Source organism: Shewanella sp. 492, from assembly GCF_059338445.1.
Genome location: NZ_CM181702.1, coordinates 2,394,493 through 2,408,479, shown reverse-complemented (window position 1 = coordinate 2,408,479; position 13,987 = coordinate 2,394,493). Strand labels below are relative to the sequence as shown.

At 45.9% G+C, this 13,987-nt stretch carries 9 protein-coding genes; 4 read left to right on the top strand and 5 right to left on the bottom strand.

Features of this window, described 5'->3' with window-relative positions; translation table 11 throughout:
- Positions 1 to 31: 31 nt before the first annotated feature.
- Both AC5YBX_RS10790 and AC5YBX_RS10785 read right to left on the bottom strand, forming a co-directional pair.
- A complete protein-coding gene (locus AC5YBX_RS10790; protein ID WP_494521479.1) occupies positions 32 to 2,680 on the bottom strand; it encodes a parallel beta-helix domain-containing protein in 2,649 nt (882 codons plus the stop codon).
- A gap of 321 nt (positions 2,681 to 3,001) precedes the next feature.
- Entirely contained in the window at positions 3,002 to 3,571 is a 570-nt protein-coding gene (locus AC5YBX_RS10785; protein WP_494523651.1) for an arylesterase, read from the bottom strand.
- Between the two features lie 58 nt (positions 3,572 to 3,629).
- Here AC5YBX_RS10785 and AC5YBX_RS10780 point away from each other — a divergent pair, with 58 nt between their 5' ends.
- Both AC5YBX_RS10780 and AC5YBX_RS10775 read left to right on the top strand, forming a co-directional pair.
- Complete coding sequence (locus AC5YBX_RS10780; protein WP_494521481.1) at positions 3,630 to 4,367, top strand: ABC transporter ATP-binding protein; 738 nt, start codon at positions 3,630 to 3,632, stop codon at positions 4,365 to 4,367.
- Positions 4,367 to 6,817: an ABC transporter permease gene (locus AC5YBX_RS10775; RefSeq protein WP_494521482.1), complete on the top strand. Its 2,451-nt coding sequence runs from the start codon at positions 4,367 to 4,369 to the stop codon at positions 6,815 to 6,817. The genes AC5YBX_RS10780 and AC5YBX_RS10775 overlap by 1 nt, the downstream gene beginning before the upstream one ends.
- Before the next feature lie 85 nt (positions 6,818 to 6,902).
- Here AC5YBX_RS10775 and AC5YBX_RS10770 read toward each other — a convergent pair whose 3' ends face one another.
- Positions 6,903 to 7,826, bottom strand: coding sequence for a TIGR01777 family oxidoreductase (locus tag AC5YBX_RS10770; RefSeq protein ID WP_494523650.1), 924 nt, complete (start codon positions 7,824 to 7,826; stop codon positions 6,903 to 6,905).
- A gap of 473 nt (positions 7,827 to 8,299) precedes the next feature.
- Between AC5YBX_RS10770 and AC5YBX_RS10765 the strand changes: the two genes are divergently transcribed.
- Positions 8,300 to 9,394: an AI-2E family transporter gene (locus AC5YBX_RS10765; RefSeq protein ID WP_494521484.1), complete on the top strand. Its 1,095-nt coding sequence runs from the start codon at positions 8,300 to 8,302 to the stop codon at positions 9,392 to 9,394.
- A 20-nt stretch (positions 9,395 to 9,414) separates the two neighbouring features.
- Positions 9,415 to 10,341, top strand: coding sequence for a class I SAM-dependent methyltransferase (locus AC5YBX_RS10760; RefSeq protein WP_494523649.1), 927 nt, complete (start codon positions 9,415 to 9,417; stop codon positions 10,339 to 10,341).
- Positions 10,342 to 10,891: 550 nt separating this feature from the next.
- Here AC5YBX_RS10760 and AC5YBX_RS10755 read toward each other — a convergent pair.
- Entirely contained in the window at positions 10,892 to 11,323 is a 432-nt protein-coding gene (locus tag AC5YBX_RS10755; RefSeq protein ID WP_494523648.1) for a nuclear transport factor 2 family protein, read from the bottom strand.
- Between the two features lie 520 nt (positions 11,324 to 11,843).
- On the bottom strand, positions 11,844 to 13,982 hold the full coding sequence (pta, locus tag AC5YBX_RS10750; protein ID WP_494523647.1) for a phosphate acetyltransferase: 2,139 nt from the start codon (positions 13,980 to 13,982) through the stop codon (positions 11,844 to 11,846).
- Positions 13,983 to 13,987 lie beyond the last annotated feature (5 nt).

The following is a 13,987-nucleotide window of genomic DNA, read 5'->3' as shown; positions in this document are numbered from 1 at the left end:
TGCCACAAGGCAGCCTTACGGTTTTAGCGTGTTACAGTGAGCAACTTGCACGAGGTAAACGATTAATCCACTGTGCAATCAAAGCACTACCTTCGGCATGAGATAGACTGCGGCCAATCTCTGGCATGCGATCGCCTGGTGTGGTGCTATGCATCCTAAAATGGAGGATTGAGGTTTCAGCGCTGCCCGGTACGATATCGTAGCTTAGCGTGCCGCCTCCATAAGCCACTGGTGATTTACAGGTACCGTGTGCATATCCACTGTCTTCGTCGTAAGCTCGCCAAAACTCAAGCTTTAGTCCGGTATTAGAGGCATTGCCTTCTGGGCGGTGACAATGAGCGCAGTTAATATCTAGGTAGCCCTTAGCTTTATGCATTAATTCGGCATCAGAGAGGCTGGTTAAATCCAACTCATCTCCGTCGTTAAATGATGGTACCTTAGCTATGCTATTTATCTCAGGTACACCTTGTAAAATGCCCGCTGACTGCCATTTTAACAACTGATTCATATTGCCATCACTATAAACATAATCTTTATTGAGGTGACGAGCTTTAGGGCCTATAGGGACAAACACTGCCTGACTGGTATCATCGGCTTTAAATTGATGACATTGCTTACATTGATTCATGCTCGGCACCACATAGTCAAAGCTTAAGTTTTCGCCTTTGTGAATGAGCTGTTTGGCTTGAATGGCACCCGCTTTAGCTAAAATCGCATCATTTTGCTCGGCGTTATACACATATGGTAAGGCTGACCAACCTGACGCGCGTCTAATCAGTAAGCGGGTCTCAACTAAGCTCTCATTATCGACCCCACGTTGAGCGGTATCAGCTGGTAGGGCAAAGGTTTTGGCTATCACGGTTCCCACGGGGAAATCCATGCTTTCGTTGGCAGAATAGCTAGCAAATAACCCCTCTGGGACGAAAACAAAACGGTACTTACTGGAATAGTCAGTAAATAGCTCGGTATTAAGATCATATGGCAGGCCCTCAGAGTTTGCTCCTGTTGTTGGATCACTCGGATCGGCAAATAAGTTGTAGTCAGATAAATTAGGGCAGTTAGAGGCTAACAGCGCGCTCCAATTGACTCCGCTATCGTTCGACTGACATAAGCTTAAATCGCCATCGCCGATTAAGTCCGCTTCACCTTCACCTATGGAGCCCCCGCCGCCGATTAAGACTCCGCCATCACAACCTGCGACGCTATCGTCAACGCCGCAACCGAAGATTTGATCACCAAAAGTGACCGTGTGGACCGGAAGGCTCACTTGAGCACAGTTCATTAATGCCGCTTGTTTACTTTCGTATAAGACATCCACAATATTGATATCGGTATTACTGTTAGCGTACAGACGGCCGAAAGAGACATCCCCATTGTTACTCGCGCAGACATTATCGCTACCATCGTCAGCAAAGGGCATCTCTTTTAGGCCTAAATAAGCGGCGCTGCCATTATTGGCTAAGAGTTCACCAAGGCCATCATAAAGTACTCCTGGAAAGGCACCATGAGTGAACAAATAAGCTTTGATGATGTCATTAATCAAGTAACCGTTGGGTTTTCTCCCGTACTCGCTGATAAAGTTATCATGCAGATAAATATTGCGTGGGGTCGCGCGCCAACCATCTTCGATAGACTGACCCGGCTGACCATAATTACCAACAAAAGTGGCCATATCAGGCTCGGCAATGAAGAAACTGGATATGGTGACCCCCAGCGTGTCATGATCCGTTATTTGATTGTTGAAAATTTCAACATCACTCGTGGATAAAATGATTATCCCTGTCCCTGGGGGAACAATGTGAACACCTGCCGGATTAGCTGAGGCGTTGGCGAAATTGGGGGTGTTGTTATCGTATATTTTGTTATTAAATATTCTGACACTTGAGCCATATCTATGGTTATTAATGGGTAAATCAAATACCAGAATGCCGCCGGTATTGCCCATGGCCTCATTATCGTAAACGTCGGCGTATTTAGAGTTTTCGATTTCAATCCCCGCAACATTTTCTTTGGCAATATTACGTCGCACAACGATATATTGAGATTGACCAACATAAATACCAGCGTCAGCACTGCCTCGCACATAGGTATCTTCAATCAGAATATTTTCACATTCAACAGGGTATAGGCCATAAGCGCCATTATTTTCGTCTAGCGCACCTTCCCAGATAGTGGCGAGGCGCCGTAGTATGATGCCATTGGTATTTTTGAGTTTAATACCATTATTTTTGGCTTCGTTAACCGATAGATCTTGGATGATAATGTTGACAGCATTTTGCACAAAAATACCGTCACCACTTATTGATTCTGAAAAGTTAAGTACGGTTTCCTCCATACCGTAACCCATAATCGTAATGTTTTTAGCATAAGCCCCATCGCCATCAACATCACCATCAAATAGCAAAGTTGACTCAATATTAAAGGTGCCTTTTGGCAGTACAATCACATCATTACTTTGTGCATTAATCAGTGCTTCTTGAATTCGGGTTGTTAGGTTATCACCTGCAGCAATCATTATTGCACCATCCGGAAAGCCTGCACTAGGATCATCGGGAATGGTGGCAGTCGGTGGCGCAGTGACTGTAGGGGTATCATCATCTTGAGAGCAGGCTGCAAGTGACATTGCGACAGCACCTGCAATGAGAGTGGTGATTAACCACTTAGGGCGGTTGTTGAACATGGTTTCTCCTCATTATTTTTCTTATAGCTGTCCTAGCTTGCCCTGACATCGTAGATATTCAATATGAGATCTGGCCAACATTTTATTAACATTTGGTGTGGTAGGCAATTTGCCCCGCAAAGAAGTGGTAACTATTATTCAGTCATCGCATTTTTACATAATTAAAATAGATGGTTAGCGGTATTTATAATCCAGCGGATCGGCTCTATTTACGGCGAGGCGAATATCAGGAGGGGGATGTGCAATTTATCTCTTTAGAGGTAGGGAGGTTTAGTCTCCCTACGATTAACCATAGCGTCAACACACGCCATAGGGTTGATCCTAAAGCGACGCGGGCTGCGTATCTAACAGCCAAGGCTGCACAAAGTCGGCAATCTGCGGTTGAGCAGCTTGGTTAGGATGGATACCATCGGCCTGCATGAGGTGAGGGTGTATGGCAATATCTGTCATAAAAAAGGGCATTAAAGTCACTTGATGCTCCTTGGCTAAGTCTTGATAAACTTGAGTAAATATTTTGGCGTAACGCGGTCCATAGTTAGGTGGTACCATGACCTCACTTAATAGCACTTTAGCGCCTGCTTGTTTACTCAGGCTGATCATTTCGGCAAGATTAGTCTTTAGCTGCTTGGGTGAAAAACCGCGCAGACCGTCGTTACCACCGAGTTCGATAAGCACCAGTTTGGGCTTAACTGATTTCAGCAGCCCTGGTAACCGACGAAGGCCGCCTGCGGAGGTTTCTCCGCTGACAGAGCCATTGACTATGGTTTTATCGGGCATTTTTTGTTGCAACAGATGCACCCAACCTTGATCTTGCTCCATACCATAACTGGCACTTAGGCTATCACCTAGTATCAAGATTGGGCTAGCATGGACAGGGGCCATATTGAGCATTAGGCCGAGGCCGAGCAGTCGCAACACAACATTTAAGCGAAGGATGAATAAGGATTTTATGTCAGACAATAGCGCTATCACGGTAAATAATCTCATTAAGTCAGTGGCTACCCAAGAGGGAGAGCTTACTATCCTCAACGGCATCAAGATGGATGTCAAGTTAGGCGAGAGTGTGGCGATCCTCGGCCCCTCGGGATCGGGTAAATCGACCTTGCTTGGGTTACTGGCGGCATTGGACTCACCGACGTCTGGCGAGATATATCTCGATGGTGTCGCATTGCACGGTCTTGATGAAGAAGGTAAAGCGAGGTTGAGGAAGGAAAAGGTTAGCTTTATTTTTCAATCGTTTATGCTAGTAGATACCCTCAATGCATTAGAAAATGTGATGTTGCCGGCAGAGTTATCAGGGGTTGAGCGTGCCCGTGAAAAGGCCGAAGCTATGCTCGAGCGCGTTGGTTTAAGTCATCGTTTAACCCATTTTCCTAACCAGTTATCGGGGGGAGAGCAACAACGTGTCGCGATTGCGCGGGCGTTTATCTGCGAGCCTAAGGTGCTGTTTGCCGATGAGCCTACGGGTAATCTCGATGGTGCCAACAGCGACAAGGTCGCTGATATGTTATTTGAACTTAACCGTGATAGTGACACGACCTTGGTTTTAGTCACCCATGATCTGCAGCTGGCTAACCGCTGTGAGCGTCAATTTATTATGCAGGCAGGAGTGTTAACTGAGCCAGATGAAACGCTGCAAACCGCTTCCCATGAGTCAGATAAGTTGGCATCGATGGAGGCAAGTTAATGGAGATGCGCATTGCATGGAAGTTATTTAAGCGTGAGCTGTTTCAGGGCCAACTTCTGCTGATCATCTTAGCCATTACCCTAGCAGTATTATCAGTCACAGGGCTAGCACGGGTAAGCGAGCGATTACAAATTGCCATCAATGGGCAGGCGTCTAAATTTATTGCCGCCGACCGTATTATCAATTCGCCAACGCCCATCGACAGCGAGATTTTAGCTATAGCAGATACCCTAGGGCTCGCGCACGCTCAGAGCATGCAGTTTAATTCCATGGTGTTTGCTAACGATAATTTTCAGCTGGTTACCGTCCGTGCGGTAGATTCAAATTACCCGTTAAAAGGTCAAATCGAGTTAATTGATGGCGTGACCAATACCTTACCGCAAGCAGACACCTTATGGTATGAGACGCGTCTGGGTGGCATATTAAGTTACCCCAGCTCACTTGAGATTGGTAATGCCGAATTTCACCTGGGCGCCGAGATAGCGCGTCTACCCGATGCGGGTTTTAATCCTTTTGCTTCGTCACCTGTGGTATTGATGCGTCTCGAGGACGTGGGGAAAACGGGGGTGATTCAACCAGGCAGCCGAGTCAGTTATATTCATCAGTTTGCGGGCGATGCCGATAAGCTAACCTCATTTGAAGAGGCCGTTAAACCGCTGCTTAACAACAGCCAACGCTGGGTCGATGTGCAATCGGGGGATTCTCCCATTGCCAGTGCGGTTAAACGGGCGGAGCGTTTTTTACTCTTGGCCAGTTTACTGGGTATCGCACTTGCCTGCGCCGCTATTGGTATTGCGGCTCAGCGCTATTGTCAGCGCCATTTTGACGTCGTCGCTATGCTTAAAACCTTCGGCGCATCGAGCCAGCAAATTCGCGTGTTATTTGGCGTGCATCTCTTACTTGTCACCAGTTTAGGCATTATTTTAGGGCTACTTGGTGGGCTCGCGCTTGATGCAATGTTAACCGCTTATTTACCTCAAGCGATTGCCGACTATGACGCACCCTTGGCTCGGCCGCTTTTATTGGGCGTAGCAACCGGGCTTATTTCGGCGTTTATGTTTTCGGCTTATCCGCTGATGCGCTTGTTATCGATTCCGCCATTAAGGGTGCTGCAGCGGCAGCTTGAAGGCGTGCAGTTTGGCATGTGGTTACACCTAGTTTTGAGTGTCGGTGCCATGGCCTTGTTAGGTTATTTGTATTCGCAAAGCCTTGCGCTGACCATGACAGTTGTTGCTGGTGTATTGTTGTTAGGAATACTGCTGAGTCTCTTTGGTTTTGTGCTTATCAGGGCTGGTCACAGCGTAGGCATGAAAACTACCAATCCTATGCAATTGGCATTAGCAGGTCTGCGCCGTCGAGCAAAACAGAATGCGGTACAACTGGTGGGCTTTAGTAGTGCGTTAGTACTCTTGTTGACTATCATTGCGTTGCGTCAAGACCTGCTCAATGAGTGGCAACAGCAGCTGCCAGAGGGGTCACCTAATTACTTTTTAGTCAATATTGCTCCTGATGAGCAGCAAGCCCTTAATGAGTACTTTAGTCAAAATGCGATAAAGGCTACCGATATTTATCCGGTGATCCGTGGACGTTTGGTGCAGATCAATGGCGAAGACTTGATTTCATCGGCTCAAGCCGATGCGGGCGATCAAGGCCGGGTGGGAATATCCAGAGAGCTCAACCTGACCTGGCGTGATAATTTACCTCCTAATAACGATCTGTTATCGGGCACATTTAACCAAGACAGTGATGAGGTATCAATTGAGTCTGGCGTCGCAGAACGCTTGGGCGTTGATTTAGGTGATGCATTAACTTTTGAAATAGATAATCAAAGGTTCACGGTGAACATTGCCAGTATACGTGCGGTGCACTGGGAAACCTTACAGCCCAACTTTTTTATGATTTTCACCCAAGAGGCGTTAGCGCCTTTTGCGTATACCTCCATGGCTAGCTTTTATCTTGAAGACAGTCAAAAGCATCTGGTACTTGAGTTGATTAAACGCTTTCCAACCGTGTCGATTATTGATGTGGGCGCCATGGTTAAGCAGTTGCGTGAGATCATCGACCAAGTGTCGTTATCGCTCACCTTAGTGCTGGTTCTGGTATTGCTCGCCAGTAGTTTAGTGATGGTGGCGCAAACGGAAGCGGGCATGGCAACGCGCCAACGCGAACTTGCCGTGTTAAGGACGTTTGGCGCATCGGGCTGGTTATTGCGCATGGCGACCGCACTAGAATTTGCCTTATTGGGGCTGATAGCCGGGGTGATGGCTGTGGTTGTGGCCGAATTCACCTTGTATCTGTTAAAGACCCAAGTGTTTGAGCTTGTTGTGTATATGCATTGGGATTGGTGGATATTAGCGCCACTGTCTGGCGCCGTAATTGTGGCTTTGTTAGGCACCTGGCGTTGCCGTCAATTACTGCAAAAGTCGTGTGGTGAGTTACTCAAAGCTTGAGCATAAAAATAGAGGCCGGTGATTCCGTCAGGGATCGCTGGCCTCTTGTGTCAGCGCGGTAGCTTAGACACTGTCATCTATACCGTTAATCATGTTGTATTAATGCGGTTAGTGCCTCGGGTAGTTGTGGGTATGTAAACTGATAACCCGCTGCTAATGCACGATTAGGGTAGACATATTGCCCCTCGAGTAGCAATTGTGAAAGCTCACCTAAAGCAATATTCAGCGCCATAGCAGGCATAGGTAAAAAAGTGGGTCGATGCAGCACTTTGCCTAATGCTTTAGTAAAGTCTTTATTACTCACCGGATTGGGCGCCGTGCCGTTAAAAATGCCACTACACTTATCATTGCGGAGTAAGAAAAGGATGAGTTCCACTAAATCCGCTTGATGTATCCAGCTCATCCCTTGCTTGCCTGAGCCGATAATGCCTCCACCGCCCATTTTAAAGGGCAGTAACATCTTTTTCAGCGCGCCGCCGTCAAGGCCTAGCACTAAACCAATGCGTACAATACAAACCCGTGTGCAGTCAGCGGCTTCCAGTGCTAATTCCTCCCAGTGTGAACAGACTCGATGGGCAAAATCAGTAGAATGGCTAGCTTCATGCTGCTGAGTTAACTCAAAACTCTCATCAATTAAGGTGTGAACATCATGATTACCGTAGATCCCAATCGCCGAACCACTAATAAACACCGACGGCGGATGTTGACTGGCGTTAAACAGTTGGCTGAGCCGTGCGGTGATATCCCAACGGCTGTGACAAATTTTCTGTTTTTGCTCTAAGGTCCAACGCTTGTCGGCAATTGGCTCGCCCGCAAGGTTAATCACTGCATCGAATCCGTCTAGCGAGGATAACGCACTGAGGTTGCCAAGGAGCCGATGTTGATGGCCCAGCTCGAGATGTGCTTTACCCGCGGAGCGGGTCAATATGGTGATGTCATTATCGGCGCTTAATGCCTTAACGAGTTGCCGCCCGATAAAGCCCGTGCCTCCCGTGATGAGTATTTTCATGGTTGCTCCACTTTTTTGTGCGTTATCAAAAATATACACTAACTATTATCGTTAGGATCATATTATTGCTAATAATTTAATCGGCGCTAATATCTAGGCAATGACGCAAGGTTGTTAAGAACAAGGTATTGGTGCCCGTTTGAGCTGCACTGTCGGGATAACCTGAGTGTTTGGGTTAGAGTGTATGAGTGACTATGATATTTAATGGCTAATTAAGTCATTATGTTGTTTGCTAAAGCGGTGATCCACAGTTTCTGCTAAGGTGTTGGTTGCAATCAAAGTAATGATTTATTTAATCATAGTGCGATAATTTAATTCACTATGGTGAAACCAAGGTTGAATGATTTGGTTTGAAGTAAGTGGTGTTAGTCGATAAATGAAGATAGCGTTAGGTGACCATTTGCAGTGTGGTGGTATCTTAATACAATTCACACTTTATCATTTTATAGTTTATTTATAAGGATATTATGTAGATGGCTCGATTTGAAAACCAAGGCGTCGCATTTAAAGGTTTTGCCATTATGGCCTTTATAGTGGTGATTTTAGCTGGTATGAAGGCGGCTAGCCCGATAGTGGTACCATTTGTATTATCGGCTTTTATTGCGGCTATCTGTAATCCTGCAATTAATGGGATGACCCGACTTAAGATCCCTAGGGCGATTGCGATTTTCTTTATGATGGTATTTATCGTACTGATGGGACTTTGGATGGCTTCACTAGTAGGCAGTTCTATCAACGAGTTTTCACGTCAGTTACCGCAATATCGTGACCAGTTAGTCGAACAATTCGCCTGGATTTTGACGAAATTACAAACGTTAAATATTGAGTTATCACGTGAGCAGATCTTGGCTTATTTTGATCCAGGTGCCGCTCTGTCAATGACCAGCAATATGTTGTCTAGTGTGGGCGGGGTGATGGCTAATCTGTTTTTGATCATCCTAACCGTCGTCTTTATGTGGTCTGAAGCGGAAAGTTTACCTAAAAAATTACACTTCGCCTTGGATGATCCTGACATGCGCTTAAAGCAGATCGATAAATTTCTGCATTCAGTCAATCAATATATGGTGATTAAAACCCTAGTTAGCCTAGGGACAGGTATCATAGTTGGCATAGGCTTGACTGTGATTGGCGTGGATTACGCATTACTGTGGGCGGTGGTGGCGTTTCTGTTTAACTATATTCCCAATATTGGCTCGATTATCGCGGCTATTCCTGCTGTATTGCTAGCGTTTATTCAGGTTGGACCTGCCGCCGCTGGCGGAACAGCATTGCTCTATTTAGCAACCAATATGGTGATGGGCAATGTAGTGGAACCTAAATATATGGGTCGAGGGTTAGGCTTATCGACCTTGGTTGTTTTTTTATCATTAATTTTTTGGGGATGGCTATTAGGTTCGGTTGGCATGTTGTTATCTGTGCCGCTGACGATGATTGTCAAGATTGCCCTAGAGTCGAGTGAGAGTGGTGGCTGGTTAGCTGTATTATTGGCCGATAAGGTCGATGAGGTGGCTGATATCGCTGATATCGCTACCGATGAATCAGTGGCTGACAATGATAGTCAGGCTTAATTAATAGGTTATAAAATTTAATGCAATTATTTGTACAAGCATTGCAACACGCTACTTTTGGTGATGATGCAGAGCGCCTTTTTCATGGCCGTGGTGGTATGTTTACTGGGTGTGAGCACCTATGTTTAGATTGGTTTCCTCCGGTATTACTTTTAACCAGTTTTAAGGCCATCGATGATGAGGAAATTAAGGTATTAACAACGGCAATCTCTCAGCGCTGGCACCAACTTAAAGGGCAAGAGGCCCTTAACTTGGTATTTCAACACCGTTGTGGCGGTCAGACAGAAACCCAACTGCTTCAAGGTGAAGTCCCTGAACCCCATTATGTTACTGAGAATGAGGCACAGTTTCAGGTTCACCTGTTAAGAGGGCAGAATCACGGTTTATTTCTCGATATGCGAGCGGGTAGGGCCTGGGTGAAGCAACACGCTAAGCAGCGGAAAGTACTTAATCTATTCGCTTATACCTGTGGCTTTTCAGTGATGGCACTGCAAGGTGGTGCCGATGAAGTGGTTAATATCGACATGAGTAAGGGCGCGTTGAGTATTGGTAAGCAAAACCATCTGCGTAACGGTTTTGCTCATGGCGCCCGCTTTTTAGGCCATGACATTTTTAAATCATGGGGCAAACTAACTAAATTTGGGCCTTATGATCTGATTATTGCCGATCCGCCGAGTAATCAGCGTGGCAGTTTTGTTGCAACAAAAGACTACGCCAGATTATTAAGGCGTCTTCCCAGCCTCTTATCTGAAGAGGGAGATATTTTGCTGTGTCTAAATGCACCTGAACTGGATATCGATTTTTTGATGCAACAGGTGGCAGAACATAGTCCTAGCTTAGCGTTTATTGAGCAGTTGGCTAACCCTGAAGTGTATTGCGATAAAGATCCCAATAAAGCCCTTAAAGTGCTGCGTTATCAGCATAAGAAGGATAGCGCCCTAACATAATTATTGAATAGGAGATTTTACTTATTCAAGACTATGGCGTAGCGTCATAGTCTTGCTCTCAATATCACTTATGCTTTTGACTAAAAATATAGTTATTATGTGGGCTAAAAACGTATGTCAATCTGAAAGTCTTTCAGGTTTTGTCGATATCTTCTGTGTGAAGTGGTTTTTTAACCTTTAAGTGGTAACGCTTTTGAAAGTTTTCTGTAAGTCGGCGTTTTTTGATGTTAGTATGCACGCCATAGTTTGCTGAGAGGCAGATTAATACCCAAGGCAAAATGCGTTCATAAAGCATGCCTGTATCCTACAATACTATCTGGAGTCGTTATGGAAGCATATGATTACGAAAGCGCATATTACCAAGTTCAAGATGAAGTGATGGAATCACTGCCTGTTGAAATGGATGAAGAAACGTTTTTGGATAAGGGATTATGTTAATGGCTAACGCCATAACTGAGTCAGCGTTATCCTATCCACAATGTGCATAAGGCCGATTTCAGATAAAAATAGCAATCATCAGGTTGCTATTTTTTTGCTTTTTATCAATAACCTAATTTAAATTACCTTTCTCAGGTAATATCTCAACTATTACCCAGCGGTTATCCATTTTATGTAATCTAATAGTACGGTCATCTATCCATTGCTGCCCGTCTTTTTGGCCGAAGAACTTCACTATGACCGTAATGTCTTTGGTGAATTTACGAAAAAAATCGATATCAATCTCTTCTATTTCTAGCGTGACATTTGTCATTGATAGATTGAGTACATGGCGTTGTACCGCTGAAGCGATATAGTAATGCTGCAGGACTTGCTGCATTGGCTCATCGACATATTGCAGCGCTTGTTCTACATTCCTATCGACATAGATGGCGTTGAAAAATCCCAATGACACCTGCTCCGGGGTTTGTATTCCCTTCATCGGATCGCTACCCTGACTGCAACCAGCAAGTAAAACCATCACCAAAAAAAGTAAGTTTCTCATAAAGTTTATATAGGTAAGTTTGTTAAATAGTATCGCGACTCTGCATTGACTTGGCAAGGGGTAGAGCTACTCGCCGTTACCTGTGTGTAGGTTAGATCTACGAACAGATTTGGATGTCGATAAATTGACCAGTCGTTTTCTCTACAAGGGAGCAAAGCTACCAAGGTTAAGTGTCATCATCAAGGTGTACAGTCGATAAGAATACACGTTAACCTGCCGCGGTACCAATTTTAAGGCCTGTTGCCACAAATTGCTTGACTATGGCGCAGCAATCAGGCATATCTTAATGAATAACTTATTGCGGTTATCCACAGAATCTGTGGACAACTATGTTGAAGACTAGATGCATAACTTTTAAGTCGTTGAACTTAATTGATAATAACTATTGGTTAAATTTTGACGCATTGTGATTTTGATTGAGTTATTTGTCCTTTTCTAATATTTTTTTATTTCCAATAATAAAAAAGCCTGTCGATTGACAGGCTTTTTTGTGGGTAACGACTTACCTTGGGATCATGGCTTAACTTTGTGAAGCTTGAATCGCGGTCAGTGCGATGGTGTAGACGATATCATCGACTAATGCACCACGTGAAAGGTCGTTAACCGGCTTGCGCATACCTTGCAGCATAGGACCGATACTAATCAAGTCAGCACTTCGCTGTACGGCTTTGTAAGTGGTGTTACCGGTATTTAGGTCTGGGAACACAAATACAGTCGCTTGACCAGCTACAGGGCTGTTTGGTGCTTTAGAGCGGGCCACATTAGGCATAACTGCTGCGTCATATTGCAGTGGTCCGTCGATGATCAGATCGGGACGCTTCTCTTTGGCGATACGTGTTGCTTCACGCACTTTGTCTACATCAGATCCTGTGCCCGAGCTACCCGTTGAGTAGCTGATCATTGCCACGCGAGGCTCAATACCGAATGCTGCTGCGCTTTCCGCTGACTGAATGGCGATATCGGCCAGTTGCTCTGCATTTGGATCTGGATTAATCGCACAGTCACCGTACACCAGCACTTGATCTGGCATCAACATAAAGAAGATAGAAGAGACTAAGCTTGAACCCGGCGCGGTTTTAATTAACTGCAGCGGTGGGCGAATAGTGTTTGCTGTGGTGTTAACGGCACCCGAAACGATACCGTCAACTTCACCTTGGGCTAACATCATAGTCCCAAGAACCATGTTGTCTTCAAGCTGTTCACGCGCGACGACTTCAGTCAGCCCCTTGTGACGACGAAGATCGAGCATAGGCTCAACATAACGCTCGCGCACGGATTCTGGCTCAACAATTTCAACGCCATCGCCCAGTGTAACGCCTTGTTGGTTGGCGATACGCAAGATCTCTTCGCGATTACCTAGTAGTACACAACGAGCGATACCGCGCTGTGCACAAATGGCAGCCGCTTCGATGGTTCTAGGTTCGTCGCCCTCGGGTAATACCACGGTTTTAGCCGCAGCACGCGCCATTTCAGTGAGTTTGTAACGGAAAGCCGGTGGTGAGAGTCTGTGTTCGCGAGGTGAGTTTTCGGTCACACTCTCTACCCAGTTTTGGTCGATATGGCTAGCCACATACTCTTGTACCTGTTCGATACGCACGGCGTCATCGACAGGCACTTCATGATCAAAACGTTGAATATTAAGTGATGTTTGCCATGTGTTAGTGTCGATAAGGAACACAGGCAAACCCGTTTCAAAGGCTTGCTCACACAATGCCATAATCTCAGGCTCTGGCTCATAGCTACCCGTGAGCAGCAGTGCGCCAACCTTGACCCCGTTCATTGCTGCTAGGCAAGCCGATACAATCACATCTGAGCGATCGCCCGAGGTGACTAACAATGAGTCGGTTTTAATGTGGGTGACCATGTTAGGAATACTGCGCGCGCAGAAGGTTACTTTGCGCAAGCGGCGGGTATGCATTTCGCCAGCGTTAATGATGCGCGCGCGTAAGTGCTTAGCCAGATCCGATGCCCGTGGCGCGACCAGATCTAAGTTGTAAGGTACGCTGCCTAGAATACGCAGTTTACTCTTACCTGGCAGTTGGAACATGCTTGCTGGATCGGGGCGCTGCACATCTTGATGGTCAAATACTTCAGACAGATCAGGGCGAGCACGACCTTCATCATCAACAGGTGCGCCGATCTTGTTGATAATCGCGCCGATAATGCGTTTGTTTTTAATGCCGCCCCAAGCGTTGAATGCAATTTCAAGGCGGTTCATCAGTGCCGTTGGGGTTTCATTTCCCGGCGCTGCGACGAAAATAATATCCGCATCAAGTGCTTTGGCAATCTGATAGTTGATGTCGTCAGAGAACGGATGGTTTCGGGTTTGCACTAAACCTTCGACAATCAATGTTTCACTGGCATCGGCACATTCAGTAGCACGCGCAATGATCTGTTCCATTAACACATCGGTTTGATCGTTGCGGATCAGGTTTTCAGCGTGAGCCATATCGAACGGCTCAAGCGGGTTTACTGTAGGCGACTTACTTAAAATAGTGGTCGAACGTTCAGGGCCTGTATCGGTTGGACGCTGCTGAGCGATAGGCTTAAAAAAACGCACCTTGACGCCGTGGCGCTCTAACGCACGAACCATACCGAGACTGATAGACGTTAAGCCTACACCAGTGCCGTTAGGTATGAGCATGATATTACGAGACATAAATA

Excerpts from the sequence above, each read along its gene's own strand:
- AC5YBX_RS10760 (WP_494523649.1), top strand. The coding sequence starts at position 9,415 with ATGCAATTATTTGTACAAGCATTGCAACACGCTACTTTTGGTGATGAT.
- AC5YBX_RS10755 (WP_494523648.1), bottom strand. The coding sequence starts at position 11,323 with ATGAGAAACTTACTTTTTTTGGTGATGGTTTTACTTGCTGGTTGCAGT.
- AC5YBX_RS10790 (WP_494521479.1), bottom strand. The coding sequence starts at position 2,680 with ATGTTCAACAACCGCCCTAAGTGGTTAATCACCACTCTCATTGCAGGT.
- AC5YBX_RS10780 (WP_494521481.1), top strand. The coding sequence starts at position 3,630 with ATGTCAGACAATAGCGCTATCACGGTAAATAATCTCATTAAGTCAGTG.
- AC5YBX_RS10785 (WP_494523651.1), bottom strand. The coding sequence starts at position 3,571 with ATGCTCAATATGGCCCCTGTCCATGCTAGCCCAATCTTGATACTAGGT.
- AC5YBX_RS10765 (WP_494521484.1), top strand. The coding sequence starts at position 8,300 with ATGGCTCGATTTGAAAACCAAGGCGTCGCATTTAAAGGTTTTGCCATT.
- pta (WP_494523647.1), bottom strand. The coding sequence starts at position 13,982 with ATGTCTCGTAATATCATGCTCATACCTAACGGCACTGGTGTAGGCTTA.
- AC5YBX_RS10775 (WP_494521482.1), top strand. The coding sequence starts at position 4,367 with ATGGAGATGCGCATTGCATGGAAGTTATTTAAGCGTGAGCTGTTTCAG.
- AC5YBX_RS10770 (WP_494523650.1), bottom strand. The coding sequence starts at position 7,826 with ATGAAAATACTCATCACGGGAGGCACGGGCTTTATCGGGCGGCAACTC.